Origin of the sequence: Candidatus Koribacter versatilis Ellin345, from assembly GCF_000014005.1 — a bacterium.
Taxonomy (GTDB): Bacteria; Acidobacteriota; Terriglobia; order Terriglobales; family Acidobacteriaceae; genus Korobacter; species Korobacter versatilis_A.
This window is the reverse complement of sequence record NC_008009.1, coordinates 3634337-3648814: the sequence shown is the minus strand read 5'-3', so window position 1 is coordinate 3648814 and position 14478 is coordinate 3634337. Positions and strand designations below refer to the sequence as shown.

The 14478-nt window shown below is 58.9% G+C and carries 11 protein-coding genes; 7 read left to right on the top strand and 4 right to left on the bottom strand.

What is annotated here, in order from left to right; translation table 11 throughout:
* Nucleotides 1-1242 carry a tyrosine--tRNA ligase gene (gene tyrS / locus ACID345_RS15825; RefSeq protein WP_011523871.1) on the bottom strand — a complete coding sequence of 414 codons (1242 nt, stop codon included), beginning with the start codon at nucleotides 1240-1242 and terminating at the stop codon, nucleotides 1-3.
* 149 nt (nucleotides 1243-1391) lie between these two features.
* Here tyrS and ACID345_RS25665 point away from each other — a divergent pair, with 149 nt between their 5' ends.
* Nucleotides 1392-3194, top strand: coding sequence for a PP2C family protein-serine/threonine phosphatase (locus tag ACID345_RS25665; protein WP_049761935.1), 1803 nt, complete (start codon nucleotides 1392-1394; stop codon nucleotides 3192-3194).
* A 129-nt stretch (nucleotides 3195-3323) separates the two neighbouring features.
* Here the strand turns inward: ACID345_RS25665 and trxA are convergent, their stop codons facing one another.
* Nucleotides 3324-3653 carry a thioredoxin gene (gene trxA, locus ACID345_RS15815; protein WP_011523869.1) on the bottom strand — a complete coding sequence of 110 codons (330 nt, stop codon included), beginning with the start codon at nucleotides 3651-3653 and terminating at the stop codon, nucleotides 3324-3326.
* 449 nt (nucleotides 3654-4102) lie between these two features.
* Between trxA and ACID345_RS15810 the strand changes: the two genes are divergently transcribed.
* Complete coding sequence (locus ACID345_RS15810) at nucleotides 4103-5467, top strand: amidohydrolase family protein (protein ID WP_083763776.1); 1365 nt, start codon at nucleotides 4103-4105, stop codon at nucleotides 5465-5467.
* A 49-nt stretch (nucleotides 5468-5516) separates the two neighbouring features.
* Here the strand turns inward: ACID345_RS15810 and ACID345_RS15805 are convergent, their stop codons facing one another.
* Entirely contained in the window at nucleotides 5517-7232 is a 1716-nt protein-coding gene (locus tag ACID345_RS15805) for an electron transfer flavoprotein-ubiquinone oxidoreductase (RefSeq protein WP_011523867.1), read from the bottom strand.
* Nucleotides 7233-7369: 137 nt separating this feature from the next.
* Here ACID345_RS15805 and ACID345_RS15800 point away from each other — a divergent pair, with 137 nt between their 5' ends.
* From ACID345_RS15800 to ACID345_RS15780, 5 genes are all read left to right on the top strand, one after another.
* The gene (locus ACID345_RS15800; RefSeq protein WP_041855774.1) at nucleotides 7370-8293 is read left to right on the top strand and encodes an ABC transporter ATP-binding protein; all 924 of its coding nucleotides are present in this window, start codon (nucleotides 7370-7372) and stop codon (nucleotides 8291-8293) included.
* A complete protein-coding gene (locus tag ACID345_RS15795; protein ID WP_011523865.1) occupies nucleotides 8290-9585 on the top strand; it encodes an ABC transporter permease in 1296 nt (431 codons plus the stop codon). Before ACID345_RS15800 ends, ACID345_RS15795 begins: the two co-directional genes overlap by 4 nt.
* A 154-nt stretch (nucleotides 9586-9739) precedes the next feature.
* Nucleotides 9740-11728, top strand: a complete 1989-nt coding sequence (locus ACID345_RS15790; protein WP_011523864.1) for a sensor histidine kinase — start codon at nucleotides 9740-9742, stop codon at nucleotides 11726-11728.
* Nucleotides 11725-12414 carry a response regulator transcription factor gene (locus tag ACID345_RS15785; RefSeq protein WP_011523863.1) on the top strand — a complete coding sequence of 230 codons (690 nt, stop codon included), beginning with the start codon at nucleotides 11725-11727 and terminating at the stop codon, nucleotides 12412-12414. The genes ACID345_RS15790 and ACID345_RS15785 overlap by 4 nt, the downstream gene beginning before the upstream one ends.
* A 150-nt stretch (nucleotides 12415-12564) precedes the next feature.
* Nucleotides 12565-12840: a hypothetical protein gene (locus ACID345_RS15780; RefSeq protein ID WP_011523862.1), complete on the top strand. Its 276-nt coding sequence runs from the start codon at nucleotides 12565-12567 to the stop codon at nucleotides 12838-12840.
* 54 nt (nucleotides 12841-12894) lie between these two features.
* On the opposite strand, the gene ACID345_RS15775 is transcribed toward ACID345_RS15780, so the two are convergent.
* On the bottom strand, nucleotides 12895-14424 hold the full coding sequence (locus ACID345_RS15775; RefSeq protein ID WP_011523861.1) for an adenosine deaminase family protein: 1530 nt from the start codon (nucleotides 14422-14424) through the stop codon (nucleotides 12895-12897).
* Nucleotides 14425-14478: the final 54 nt, after the last annotated feature.

Genomic DNA, 14478 nt, shown 5'->3' with positions numbered 1-14478 from the left:
CTAGCTCACGGTTACGCGCTTCATGCGTTTTCCTACGCGAATTACCCAACTTGCAGGGAGGCCGGCGATGGTCAGGTGCGGGGCGGAGGCAACTTCGCTGTCTATTCTCACAGCGCCGACTTTGATTTTGCGGCCGGCGTCCGTCATGGAATCGGCCAGGCCTGCTTTTGCCAGAACGCGGTCGAGGCGGACACTGGTGCCGCCGTCGAGACCGATGTCGGCTGCGGTGAGCGCGACTTCTTCCAACTCGTCCGGCACTTCTTTTTTCTGAAATTGCTTCGACCAGTTTTCTGCCGCGTGTTCGGCGGCTTCGGCGTTGTGGAAGTCTCTAATGATGATTTTGCCGAGGTCCTGCTTCACCTTCATGGGGTGGGCTTCGCCAGCTGCGACTTTCGCTTTGAGCGCTTCGATCTCTTCGGTCTTCACATCGGTGAGGAGTTCGTAGTAGCGCCACATCAACGCGTCGCTGATGGACATGACCTTGCCGAACATTTCTTCCGGGGCTTCAGTGATGCCGATGTAGTTGCCGTAGCTCTTCGACATCTTCTGCACGCCGTCGGTGCCTTCGAGCAGCGGCATGGTGAGGACGATCTGGCTGGGCTGGTTGTAGTGGCGCTGCAGTTCGCGGCCCATGAGCAGGTTGAATTTCTGGTCGGTGCCGCCGAGTTCGACGTCGGCTTCGAGGCAAACGGAGTCGTAGGCCTGCGCCACGGGGTAGAGGAACTCGTGCATGGCGATGGGCTTCTCGTCTGTGTAGCGCTTATGGAAGTCGTCGCGCTCGAGCATCTGCGAGACGGTGAACTTCGCGGTGAGGCGGATGAGCTTTTCGTAGTCGAGTTTGCCGAGCCATTCGCTGTTGAAGCGGACTTCGGTCTTGGCGCCGTCGAGAATCTTGAAGACCTGGGCTTTGTAGGTTTCGGCGTTCTGGTCGATCTGCTCGCGGGTGAGCGGCGGACGGGTCGCGATGCGGCCGGTGGGGTCTCCGATAAGGCTAGTGAAGTCGCCGATCAGGAAAATGACGGTGTGGCCGAGGTCCTGAAAGTGCTTTAGCTTGCGCATCAGCACGGTATGGCCGAGGTGGAGATCGGGGGCCGTGGGGTCGAAGCCGGCTTTCACGCGCAGCGGTTTGCCGCTTTGGCGCGACTTTTCGAGGCGTTCGCGGAGGTCGCTCTCGCGGATGATTTCGGCAGAGCCCTTCTTCAGGTAGGCGAGTTGTTCTTCTACAGGTGCGAAATTTGGCATGAAACTGCCATTATAACGAGCCAGAGACGCGGCTTTGGCGCATTCCCTCTATTTACTTCGCACGGTACGCGCAATATAGTTATCGGCACTCGCTCCGGGAGCGGTGAGCGCACTTGGCCGCGCGCCCCCGGTCCCCGAAAGGTTTCTTCGTGACGGCTACTGGCACCGTGCCCAGCGGACAGCAGGACGACCTCCTCCAGGCATTCGCAACCGCGATTACTCACATTACTGCGCCGCGTTCGCAGAACGACCTCATTTCGCAGATCAGCACGCTGATGGTGGCGAACTTTGGGGCTGCACGCTCCGAGCTTTGGCTGCATGACGGTAGCGACAACCTGAACCTCGCGAGCGCGGCGGGAGCGGCGGCCGAGCACAACATGCTGCGGATGTCGGTGGAAGGGAACCCGATTGGCCAGGCGTTCACGGAGCGCAAACAGATTTCCGCCCAGGAGCCGACGAGCACGCTGGCGTATGTCTCGGTGCATCCGCTGGTGAATTGCAATCAGTGCCTTGGCGTAGTGGTGAACGCGGCGCAAAATCCGCCAAGCGATGAACAGAGGGGCTGGTGGCAGACCTTCGCCGATGCGAGCGCAATCGCGCTGCACCAGATGTTCGCGTCCGAAGATAGCCAGAAGACGATTACGCAGCTGTCGTTGCTGTTCGAAGCGACGCGACTGCTGAACTCGACGCTCGATCTTGCAGAGCTGCTCGAGTTGATCATGAAGATCGCGCGCACCGAGGTGAAGGCCGACCGGGGAAGCGTGTTCCTTGTAGATAAGGCACACAAGGAGTTGTGGTCGATTGTGGCGTCGGGACTGGAGCACCAGGAACTGCGCGTGCCATTCGGGCGTGGCGTGGCAGGCCGTGTGGCGGAGACCGGCGAAGTGATCAACGTGGCCGATGCGTACACGCTGCCGTTCTTCGATCGCAGCTTCGACCAGAAGACTGGGTACACGACGAAGTCGCTGCTGTGCCTGCCGATTCGTCACCACAATAATGAGATCGTCGGCGTGCTGCAGTTGCTGAACCAATCCACGCACGGACGGTTCACCCCCGAAGACCAGGAGTTCCTTACCAAGCTGACCGGCCACATGGCTATGGCCCTGGAGAATGCACGGCTGCACCGCGAGGCACTCGAGAAGCAGCGCATGGAACGCGACCTGGCGGTGGCGAGAAACATTCAGCGCAGCCTGTTGCCGGAAGCGCCGCCGGTGGTGCCGGGATACGACATCGCCGTGATCAACCACATGTGTTACGAGGTCGGCGGCGATTACTACGACTTTCTAAACCTGGGTCCGCAAACGCTGTTGATCGTTGTTGCTGACGTCGAAGGCAAGGGCGTTAGTTCGGCGTTGGTGATGTCGAACTTGCAAGCGACGCTGCGCGCGCTGGTGATGCACCTGCACTCGCTCGAGGTGCTGACGATCTCGCTGAACGAAATGATCTTCAACGACACCAAGTCGGAGAAGTTCCTCAGCATCTTCCTGGGGCTGGTGGATATTCGTCGCGGTGGGTTGCATTACATCAACGCAGGGCACGTGCCGCCGATCCTTGTGAAGGGCGCGACGGGCGAGTTCAAGACGCTTGAAGATGGCGGGACGGTGATCGGATTGTTCCCGGATGCGGAGTACAACCGAGGCTCGGCGAAGTTGGAGCCGGGGGACATCCTGGTGTGCTGCACCGACGGCATTGAGGAAGCGAGCAATACTGAAGACGAAGAGTATGGGACCGAGCGGCTCGCGGAGGCAGTGGCGCGGCATCGGTCGAAGCACGCGAAAGAGATTGTAGAAGCGGTGCTGGAAGAAGTGACAGCATTCTCCGTCGGCGGGAAGAACATTGACGACAAGGTGTTGATGGTGATGAAGGTCACGACCGATGGAAAGTTTGATCAGGCGAACGCGGCGGGAGAGAAACAGCTGGTGAAGGAGCCAGTGCTGCCGAGGCATCGGTAGGGCGAGGCATCGGTGCGGAGATAGGGGTCCTTCGACTACGTCGCGCTCTGCGCGACTCCGCTCAGGATGACAGAAGAAAATAGGAAGCCCAGCCTTTGCGGCTGGGCTTGAACTTTTTATAGGTGCGCTTTAGAGGGCTTTGTTGATCGCCTGCTCGATGCGCTCGCGGGCCACGTAGCCGACGATTTGTTCCTGCACCTGGCCGCCCTTGAAGAGCAGAAGGGTGGGGATGCCACGGATGCCGTAGCGGGACGGGGTCGCGGCGTTCTTGTCGACGTCCATTTTGCCGACCGTTACTTTGCCGTTATACGACTGCGCCACTTCGTCCACGATCGGGGCGAGTGCCTTACAGGGACCGCACCATGCTGCCCAGAAATCAATGAGGACGGGTTTATCGGATTTCAGAACTAATTGGTCAAAATTCGAATCTGTTACTTCTACGATCGTGTCAGTTGCCATTGCGCCTCCAGGCTGAGATAGAACCCAGGATTCCGGGTGGACTACATACGGCCCGGATTGCACCCTTAGGCCGAAATTTCATCCTATCACTTGAGTTAGATGGCGGAATCCTCAGTTTGGACTCAGGTGAGGAAGTGCCACGAAATTGGGTCCGGAATGGGGCTTGAACTTGTCGGGCAGCAAGTTCGAGAAGTCTCGCCCAAAAAATCAAACGCCCCGGGCTTTCGCCACAGGGCGCCGACGGCAGCCCTCCCCCAGAACTGCCGAACTTACGGGGAAGATAATGCAGCCAGACCCTGCAAAAGTAAATATAACGCCGGTAACAAGCGGGTAATCGAATTTTGGTTACTGAGGTGAATAACTTACTTTCGCGTGGGGTCGTCCCTGATTTTGCGCGGTTCGAGTATCGCTGCTTTGAATTGGAAAGACGTGGGTTAGACTCGGCGGCGATGCTGAGACGACTGTTGCTTTTTGCTTTTCTTGTAATTCCGGTGAGCGGTTGGGCGCAGAAATCGACCGTTCTGCACGACGTGAACGTGGTGGATGTGCGTGCGGGGAAAATTATCGAGCATCGGGATGTCGTGATCGAGGGGGAACGCATTCGCAGCGTGGGTGCGGCGGGGAAACTGGATAAAAGTGTCGTCGTGTTGCACACGGGTGGGTATGTCATGCCCGGACTCTGGGACATGCATGTGCACCTCGCGGGAGTAAGTGCCGACGGGAAGTGGAGCAGTGTTCTTCTCAACGAGTTGCTGAACTACGGAATTACCTCGGTTCGCGACATGGGAAGCGATATCGAGGTGATGAAAAAGTGGCGCGGCGAGATCTCGGAAGGGAAACAGCGCGGGCCGAATTTGTATTTCGGCGGGCCGATGCTCTCGACGCAGAAGTCGACCGCGCCGGAACAACGCACGGTGCGGTCGGCCGACGATGCGGTGAAAGCCGTGGACGAGTTGAAGGCGCAGGGAGCGGACTTCATCAAGATCCTGCATATCCCGCGCGCGGCCTACTTTCCGCTTAGCGAAGAAGCCAAAAGGCAGGGGATTGATTTCGTGGGACACCTGCCGTACGGGGTGACGGTGCAGGAGGCGACGGCGGCGGGACAGCGGAGCATTGAGCACATCAATTGGAGCGTGCTGGCACTGGATTGCTCGGGGCATCCGAAGGAGAACCGGGAGAAGCTCATTGCATCGTTCGATTCGAAGGAGTCCGATGCGTACGACCGCGCGGTGAATGCGGCGGAGGATGACTTCGATGAGAAGAACTGCGCCGCTGTCGCAGAAGCGATGGTGCAGCACGGAACGTGGCTGGTGCCGACGCTCGTGGCAGAAGAGATCGGAGCGAATGTGACGACGCTGTCGAGGAACGATGCATATCTCAAGCTGCTGCCGAAGAAATTGCAAGAGGATTGGTCGGCGGAGAAGCTTCGTGGGGAGAATTCAGATGCCCACATGGAATTACTGCAGAGGGAGTGGAAGGGGGATCAGCGAATCGCGGCGTTTCTGCATAAGCAGGGAGTGAGGATGCTGGCGGGGAGCGACTCACTGGATGTGATGGATTTTCCGGGGCCGTCGCTGCATCGGGAGTTGGAATTGCTGGTAAAGATGGGGATGACGCCGACAGAGGCGCTGCGCGCGGCGACGCTGGATGCGGCGGAATTCATGCGGAAAGACCGGGAGAGCGGGTCGGTTGAAGCTGGGAAGACGGCGGATTTGGTGGTGCTGCGGGAGAATCCGTTGAAGGAGATTTCGAATACGCGGACGATTGAGATGGTGATCAAGGGCGGAGAGGTGAAGGGAGTGGGAGCAGAGTGAAGAAAAGCACGACGCTTTCGCGTCGTGCCAGAAGGCTTCTTGGAATCAATCACATCCCGTCGTAATTCGGTCCGCCGCCGCCCTCAGGCGGAACCCAGGTGATGATCTCGTACGGGTCCATGATGTCGCAGGTCTTGCAGTGGACGCAGTTCGACGGGTTGAGGTGGATCTCTTTCCCGCCAGGAACGTCTTGCGAGTCAACCATCTCGTACACATTCGCGGGGCAGAAGTTGGTGCAGGGGTTACCGAATTCTTTCGCGCAACGCGTACTGCAAATGTTCGTGTCGTGAATGACCAAGTGCGCGGGCTGGTCTTCTTCGTGTTTGGTGCCGGAGTGATAGAGGTCGGTGAGTTTGTCGAACGTGAGCTTGCCGTCGCCCTTGGCGGGGCCGATGAGTCGCTGACGGCGATCGCCGTAGCCAAGCATGTCCCACACGGGATGCATCTTGGTGTGGCCGGCGTGCGCGGGATATTTGTTCATGATGCCGTGACCGCCGGTGACCTGCTGTAGGGCGGTGTGCATCATTCCCTGGACGAAGCCGTGTTCGAAGCCCTGGTGGAAGTTGCGTACGGGCCAGAGCTCAGTGCGAATCCAGCTGTCGTTCACTTTGTCGGGGAACGATTGAAGCTGTTTCTTCGAGAACTCGTTGGCCAGCATCGCGTCGAAGGCGCTCTCGGCGGCAAGCATGCCGCTCTTGATGGCGAGGTGAATGCCTTTCAAGCGCTGCGAGTTGAGGAAGCCTGCAGAGTCGCCGATGATCATCCAGCCGTCACCTGCGAGGGGTGGGAGCGCCCACCATCCGCCGTAGGGCAATGACTTCGCGCCGTAGCGGATCATCTTGCCGCCTTCGAGCAGCTTGGCGATAAATGGATGCGCCTTGAAGGATTGCAGCACGTGCTGTGGATCGATGCGCGGATCTTCGTAATCGAGGCCGGTGACGAAACCAAGCGAGACGACGTTGTCTTTGCCGCCGTAGATCCACGCGCCACCGTATTCCTGGAAGGTGAGTGGGTAGCCCAGGGTGTAGATGACTTCGCCGGCAGCGACACGACCCGCTGGGAGTTCCCATAACTCTTTGACCCCGACGCCGTAGGTCTGCGGATTGCGGTGCTCCTCGAGATTGAAGCGGCCGACGAGTTGCTTGGTTAGCGAGCCGCGCGGGCCTTCGGCGAGGATGAGGACCTTGGTTTTGAGATCGTAGCCGGGGTCGAAATTGGATTTTTGCTCGCCGCGCTTGTCCACGCCTTTGTCGTCGGTGCGAACGCCGGTGACTTTGCCGTCTTCAATCAGCAGCTCGCTGCCGGCGAAGCCAGTGAAGAGCGTGATGCCGGTGGCTTCGACTTTTTCGCCCATCCATTTCACGAAGCGGTTGATCGAGATCACGTAGTTGCCGTGGTCACGCATGGGCGGCGGCGTGATGGGCGCTTTGATCTTGCCGGTCTTGGTCAGGTAGTAGACCGATTCCTTCGAAACCGGGGCCTCAATCGGAGCTTCTTTCTCCCAGCCGGGGAGGAGTTCGTTCATCGAACGCGGATCGAGCAGGGCTCCACTGAGGCAGTGTTGGCCGACCTCACGCGCTTTTTCAAGGACGTAGATATTTTCTTTGCTGACCTGGAGTTCCGGGTTGGCCTGGTTGTGCGCGTCGATGAGTTGCGAGAGACGGAGGGCACAGGCCATGCCGGCCGGGCCGCCGCCTACGATCACAACGTCGGCGTCCATCTGCGGGCGATCAACACCCGAAAGCGGTTTGCGGAAGACGATCATGTTTGTGGAGTCCAGTCTGAAGGACTTGTGAGTTTAGCAGCGGCGCTTACGCGTCCGCAAATTTACCCAACGGTTACAAAGAAAGTAGATGCCGAACTGGAACGACGAGTCGGATGTGCACGTACAATCCTGTGACTATGAGTGCGCTACCACTTCGAATTGACGGGCTGGTTAAAAGATTTGGCCAGGTCACGGCAGTGGACGGAATCTCGCTCGAGGTGCGCGAACGGGAGTGCCTTGGCCTGCTCGGCCCGAACGGCGCGGGGAAGTCCACGACAATCCGCAGCATTGTTGGACGCGTGAAGCCGGATGCGGGCACGGTTCAGATATTCGGGTCCGCGGCAGAGTCGCGTGAGGCGCGGGCAGCGATTGGGTGGGTGCCGCAGGAGATTGCGCTCTATCCGCTCCTGACATGTCGCGAGAACCTCGATTCATTCGGACGCTACCAGGGGCTGAGTGGGAACGCTTTGCGCGATGCGATCACCTGGTGTTTGAAGTGGGCGACGCTGGAAGACAGAGCGGGCGCGCCTGTGAAGGAGCTTTCGGGTGGCATGAAGCGTCGGCTGAACATGGCGTGCGGATTGATCTATCGTCCAAAAATGGTGCTGATGGACGAACCGACGGTGGGAGTGGATCCACAGTCGCGCAATCACATCTTCGAAATGATCGAGGCGTTGCGCGCGGAAGGCATGGCGATCATCTATACGACCCACTACATGGAAGAGGCCGAACGACTATGCGATCGGATCGCCATTATCGATCACGGCAAGGTGATCGCATCGGGTACGCGCGATGATCTCGTGCATGAGTCGTTTGGCGGACGCAGCGATGTGCTGATGCGAATCAAGGACGCGAAAGGGCAGAGCGCAGCATTTGCGGCAGCGCGCGGCGGGACGTTCGATGGAGAGATCGCACACTTCTCGATTGAGCAGCCGACAGAGATTGCAGGGCTGCTGGATGGCGCGAGCAAGAGTGGACTTGAGGTGATTGACGTGGTGCTGCGACGGCCGAATCTGGAGTCAGTGTTTCTGCAACTGACGGGAAGGGACCTGCGCGAATGATTGCTGCCATTGTACGAACGAGTTTACGAGGACTGCGCCGGGACCGCGGGGCGATGCTGCTGTCGTTCATCCTGCCGGTGGCGTTCTTCAGTATCTTCGCGGTGATCTTCGGACAGTCGCACAGTAGCACGGCGAAGGTGAGCGTGGCGGTGGTGGACGAAGACCAGTCGCCGGCATCGCAAAGGCTAGCAGAAGGGCTGAAAGCGGAGCCATCACTGAACGCGTTCACACGCCCGGAGGATAAAAAGGACGAAGCGCCGAAGCCAGACTACACGGCGCAGACCGCCGAGTCCGGCGTGAAGAGTGGAGAATTCCCGGCGGCGCTAATTATTCCTAAGGGATTTGGTGCGCATCCGATTTCCTTCGAACCGCACACAGATGACGAGCCGAAGATTCAGATTCTCCACGACAGCTCCGATCCGATTGCGGCGCAAGTCATTGCGGGAATGCTGCAGAAGGTTGTGATGACCTCGATGGGCGACGTGATGGCGAACCAGAGTGTGGATTATCTCTCGCGCGCGGCAGGTGGGCTGACGGGAGAACAGCGAAAGCGGATTGATTCAGACCTGGCGCAGTATCGCGAATACCTGAAGCAGAAGGACGCTGCTGGAACGACGGCGGCGAAGCCCGCTCAAGAGCAGACGCTGGTTGCGATGCAGATTCGCGATGTGGTGGGCGAGCACAAAAATGCGTCGATGATCTCGTTTTACGCGGCTGGCATCGGCGTGATGTTCCTGCTGTTCACCGCGAGTGCGGCGGGCGGGTCGCTGCTCGATGAGTCGGATAGTGGCGCGCTGGATCGCGTATTGAGTTCGCGGGTGAGCATGGGGACGTTGCTTGCGGGAAAGATGACGTATTGCACAGTGCTGGCGTTCCTGCAGCTCTGCGTGATGTTCCTGTGGGGATGGGCGGTGTTTCACCTCGATTTGTGGCAGCACATCGCAGGCTTCCTGGTGATGGGCATTTCGACCGCATTCGCAGTCGCGAACTTCGGCATGATTCTCGCCAGTGTTTCTAAAACGCGAGCGCAGCAGGGAGGCGTAAGCACGCTGCTCATCCTGACGATGTCGGCGATTGGCGGCAGTATGTTTCCGCGCTTCCTGATGCCGCCGACGATGCAGAAGGCCGGACTGTTTACGATCAACGGTTGGGCAATCGATGGCTTCACGAAGGTGTTCTGGTACGACGAGCCATTGATTCATCTTTGGCAGCAGGTGAGCGTGCTGCTCGGCGCAGGGATTGTGCTCTTCGTGATCGCACGTTTCTTCGCGCGGCGCTGGGAATCCCAGTAAATGGAAGGCCCTCGCTAAGCCAGCGAGAGCTGCCGGTTGCGGGGCGGTTTTCGAAATGACGAAAATCCGCTACCATACACGCACTGCGGTATCAACTTCGGTCGTTAGCCCGTCAAAACTGAAAACATTCAGCAAACGCTGAACCGGTGAGCTCGTGAGAAACCGTCTTCAAGAACGCGCGCTCTGGACTGCCATTATCGTGGCGATGGTGGCGGTATTGGCGGCACTTGCCGTGCTTCAGTATCGGTGGAGCAAACGAGTTACCGACGCGACTGAAGCACGAATCAATGCGAGCCTGAAGGCATCCATACTGGACTGGCACTTAAGCCTGCTGAGGGAGATTTCGGAGCCTGCCTTCGCGATGCAGGTCAGCTCCGAGCCCGACAATCGAGAGAACTGGAACACTTATTTTGAGCGCTATCGAGCGTGGCACGGAACGGCGACGCGTCCTGAACTGTTCGCGAACCTGTACCTGATTCGCGTGCCCAGGTCCGGCGAGGAAGCTGTGTTTCGCCGCGATATCGGGGAGAAGCGTTTCCATCGTGAGAACCCGCCGCCGCGTTTTGCAGCGATGATGAATGAACTGCGCCGGCAGTCGCTTGATCCAGAGATGCTGGAGCGGCGAGTGACCGACGATCCACACACGCGGGAAGACAATCTTCGCGGGCAGATTCCACACGATCCGTTGTTCGGCTGGCAATTCGAGCAAAACCTTCCAGCGCTGGTACATCCGCTCATCCATAACGACGTAGAGACCGATGAGCGGGAGGGACACGGAAAGCGCTTTCGCGCAGCGGATGCGGAGTTGCGCGAAGAACAGGAACACGCGCGATTGCCAGAGCGGGATTTCGATCGCGACGATACGGAGCCGGTGACGTGGATCGTGATTGAACTGGACGCCAAGGTACTCGAACAGAAATTACTGCCGGAACTGGCGCTCCATTACTTCGGCGGCCCACAGGGAGCGAACTACGACAACGCGGTGATTGCCGGGCGAACGGAGCGGGTGTTGTACTCGTCGTCGCCGGAATTTGTGCAGCGTCCGTTCGACCACCCGGATGCGGTGCTTGATATTTTTGGTCCGCCTCCGACCAATGGCACGCAGCTCTCGCACGATTTTGCCGGCGACTTCCATGCCGGAGGCGCGAAGCGCGCAACCAACGTGGAGGAGATGCGAAACATGGCGGCGCCGACGTGGATGCCGGTGATGCAGGATGGCGGGCATGAGCCGCACTGGAACCTGGTGGTGAGACACCGGCGTGGTTCTCTGGAGGCGCAAATGGCGGCGATCCGGCGGCGGGACCTTGGAATCAGCCTTGGCATCCTGTTGCTGCTGGGCGCGACGATGACGATGCTGATTGTGGTGACGCGCCGAGCGCAGAGGTTGGCGCGGCTGCAAATGGAGTTTGTAGCGACCGTATCGCACGAATTGCGTACCCCGCTGGCCGTGATTTGTTCCGCGGCCGATAACCTGAGCGACGGCGTGGTCAATGGGCAGCAGCAGCTACAACGCTATGGGGAGATGATCAAAGTCCAGGGGCGGCAATTGATCGCGCTGGTGGAACAGATATTGTTATTCGCCGCGACGCGTGAAGGACGACAGACCTACCATCTGGAGCGCCTGGACGTCAGAAAGATTATTGAAGTGGTGGTGTCGAACACAGCCGGATTGCTCGATGTTTCCGGAGTCAAGCTCGAATCAGAGATGGAGAGCGGATTGCCACAGGTGATTGCGGACCTGAGTGCGGTGTCGCAGTGTGTGCAGAACCTGGTGATCAATGCCGTGAAGTATGGCGGCGAAGCGAAGTGGGTGCGCGTTACAGCGCGCCGGAAGGCGAGTCCGGAGGGACGGGAGATCTTGATTGGGGTAGAAGACCGCGGCATGGGCATTGCAGCGGATGAGTTGGAACATGTCTTCGAGCCGTTCTATCGCAGTCCACAGATCGCTGCCGCGCAAATCCGCGGCACGGGCCTGGGATTGCCGCTGGCAAAAAGCCTGGCGGAGGCGATGAACGGATCATTGACCGTGAGCAGTGAAGTCGGCAAGGGGAGCACATTTACGCTGCACCTGCCGTTTGCGGAAGATTCGCCGCTGCGGACTGCGGCGGAAGCAGCAACTACGGGAGTGTTGACCAGCGCATGAACGAACATATCTTGCTGATCGAAGATGAAGAAGCGCTGCTCACGACGCTGACCGACCGGCTGCGCGCAGAAGGCTACTCGGTAGAGGTGGCCCGCAATGGAGAGGAAGGCTACCACCATGGAACGCGCAATGTGTTTGACCTGATCATCCTCGACATTCAATTGCCGAAGCGCAACGGATTCGACGTGTGCCGCGACATCCGGCAGGCGGGAGTGGCGACGCCGATCCTGATGCTCACCGCGCGAGGACAATTGGTGGATAAAGTCGTGGGGCTGAAAATCGGCGCCGACGATTACATGACCAAGCCCTTCGAGATGATCGAATTGATGGCGCGGATTGAGGCGCTACTGCGGCGATCGCCGATGCGTCCGCCGGAGAAGGAAGAAGTGCAGCAGTTCGGAGATTTGCGCGTGGACTTGCGGGGAACGGAAGTGACGCGTGAGGGGAAACCGGTGGCGTTGAGTGCGCGCGAGTTCCAGTTGCTGCGCTACCTGCTGGAGAACCGCGGAAAAACTGTATCGCGCGGCGAGTTGCTGAAAGAGGTATGGGGCTACAGTGCATCGACCTATACGCGGACCGTGGACATGCATATTGCGAGTTTGCGCCAGAAGATCGAGCCCGATCCGAAGCAGCCGCAGTGGGTGCACACCGTGCCTGGGCTGGGCTATAAGTTCGCGGCCCTATAAGCTTTGCGCGCTAATGAAGCGGGCGCGATGAGAGCCATAAGAAATTGTTTCGTCGCGAGTTTACGCGCTCTTTACAACCACTTTACGGACCTTTCCGGGTGCCGATGATCTACTCCTTGCAGGCCACAAACCAGCCGAGGGAGAAGATCAATGAAGAGAAAAATCAGCGGATACGCTTTGGCGATGGCAATGAGCTTCGGCGCAGGGGCCGCGCTCTCGAGCAATGTTTCCGCGGGCGCGACCGACGGAAATACCGCCCGGGTGTTGCATGGAACGGACGCAGCCTTCCGCGATGGGCTATACATGGGAAAGCACGATGCCGAAGAAGGACGGTTGCATCATGTTGCCGCCGGACGGTGGAGCGCAGATGCGGACCGCACGCAGTATGAGGCCGGGTACGATGCCGGTTTTGACCGGATCCGATAAAAGTTTGATAAGTTTGCGAGGTGGGGCAATTCGATAAGGATTGCCCCCTTACTGTTACCAGCGGCTTTCAAAAGCTCCGAATTGCTTCTCCAACTCCCATTGCAGCATTGCCTTTTGATTCGCTCGCAAATACGACTGGCACCCTTCAGAGAGCTTCTCAGGCGCAACGCGGTCAGCCGCGCATTGCTTGACGCGAGCGAAGTGTTCGTCGCGCCAGAGGCTTTCGCCGCTAACGAATGCGTGCTCGAGCGAAGTGCGGGCCATCGTTTTGAGTTGCGCGTAGGTGAGCCCCTGATCGGTGGCGCCGCGCATGTATTCCATCGAAAGATCGGAACGGGAGACGCCTTCGTCGTCAGTGGAGAGCGCGACCGGAACGCCGTACTTCATATAGGTGGCGAGTGGATGGTCTTTGCCACGAATGCCAAGAATGACATCGTTGCTGGTGAGATTGATCTCGACCATAACCTTGCGCTTGGCCATTTCTTTAACGAGGTCGAGCGCGTTGTCTTCTTCCATCACGTCTACACCGTGACCGATGCGGTCCGCGTGTCCGAGTTCAACAGCTTCGCGGATGTGAAAGCTGAGGCCATCGGGTGGAACGAGGCCGGGTGCGAGTTCACCGGCGTGCAGAGAGATGTGCACCTTGGGGTAGAGCGGCTTGAGGAAGTCGATGATACGCATGTGCAAGTCATAGTCGCGCATCGGAACGTAGTAGTCCTCAGGCATGACGAGATTGAAGCCAACGACGTGGGGATCGCGTGAAGCCATTTCGAAGCCCGCAAGAATTTGCGCGAAGACGACCTGCTTCGACAACCCACGAAGCACTTGATAAATGAAGCGCTGAGTGATCTTGCAGGCAGGCTCCGGTTTCGCGCCGGTGCACTGGAGAGCGGCGTCGCGCTGCTGTTCGGCTTCGGCGATGTTTTTGCTGCCGGTGGCTACGGCGTCGAGCAGACCATTGGCCAGGAGAGTCTCGCGCATCGTCTTGAAATCTTCGATCCAGCCGACGTGCTTGCCGACTTCGGAAACGCGTCCACCATCGGCGGTGAGCATCAGTTCCTGGTAGAGCTCGTGGTTGGCGGCAGCACGGCGGGCGGCTTCGGCGAGCATGTCGCCGGTGTGGCCGTCATTGGAGAGGCCGAATTTTTCGAAGGTGTCGAAGAAATGATCGTGGCCTGACTCGTGTCCCTCCTGCCAGTTGCGCATAGACCAGGCGTCCACCATTTGACGGTAGAGGACGGGGTTGCTTAGCGCGCTCTCGGCGGGAACATTGCCGGCGCCTTCATTGCATGGCGGCTTCACGAGTTCGAGGGTTTGGGTGGTGACGCAGAGCTTGCCTTCAGCGGCCCAGCCGATCATCGTCTCGGCGTAGACGCCGCCGGAGAGGTGATAGTGAAGGTCGCCGCCTTTGGGCATTTCCTGCAGAAACTCCGTGAGCAACGGAATATTGCCGCGAATGGACTGCATGTAGCGATCGGTGCGGGCTTCGCCGGAAGCGGCAGCGGGCGCGGGTTTGGCTTGTGAGAAAACAAACGAAGAAAGGAGAACGAAAAGAACGACCGAACGCTTGCGAAAGGATGTCATCAGCGCTTGCTCCGGATGAAGGCGAATCATAACAGGATGGCGCGGTTTGGCCGG

Bases quoted from the DNA above. Each gene is read 5' to 3' on its own strand.
- ACID345_RS15800 (WP_041855774.1), top strand. From the start codon at position 7,370: ATGAGTGCGCTACCACTTCGAATTGACGGGCTGGTTAAAAGATTTGGC.
- tyrS (WP_011523871.1), bottom strand. From the start codon at position 1,242: ATGCCAAATTTCGCACCTGTAGAAGAACAACTCGCCTACCTGAAGAAG.
- ACID345_RS15810 (WP_083763776.1), top strand. From the start codon at position 4,103: ATGCTGAGACGACTGTTGCTTTTTGCTTTTCTTGTAATTCCGGTGAGC.
- trxA (WP_011523869.1), bottom strand. From the start codon at position 3,653: ATGGCAACTGACACGATCGTAGAAGTAACAGATTCGAATTTTGACCAA.
- ACID345_RS15775 (WP_011523861.1), bottom strand. From the start codon at position 14,424: ATGACATCCTTTCGCAAGCGTTCGGTCGTTCTTTTCGTTCTCCTTTCT.
- ACID345_RS15805 (WP_011523867.1), bottom strand. From the start codon at position 7,232: ATGATCGTCTTCCGCAAACCGCTTTCGGGTGTTGATCGCCCGCAGATG.
- ACID345_RS15795 (WP_011523865.1), top strand. From the start codon at position 8,290: ATGATTGCTGCCATTGTACGAACGAGTTTACGAGGACTGCGCCGGGAC.
- ACID345_RS15785 (WP_011523863.1), top strand. From the start codon at position 11,725: ATGAACGAACATATCTTGCTGATCGAAGATGAAGAAGCGCTGCTCACG.
- ACID345_RS15780 (WP_011523862.1), top strand. From the start codon at position 12,565: ATGAAGAGAAAAATCAGCGGATACGCTTTGGCGATGGCAATGAGCTTC.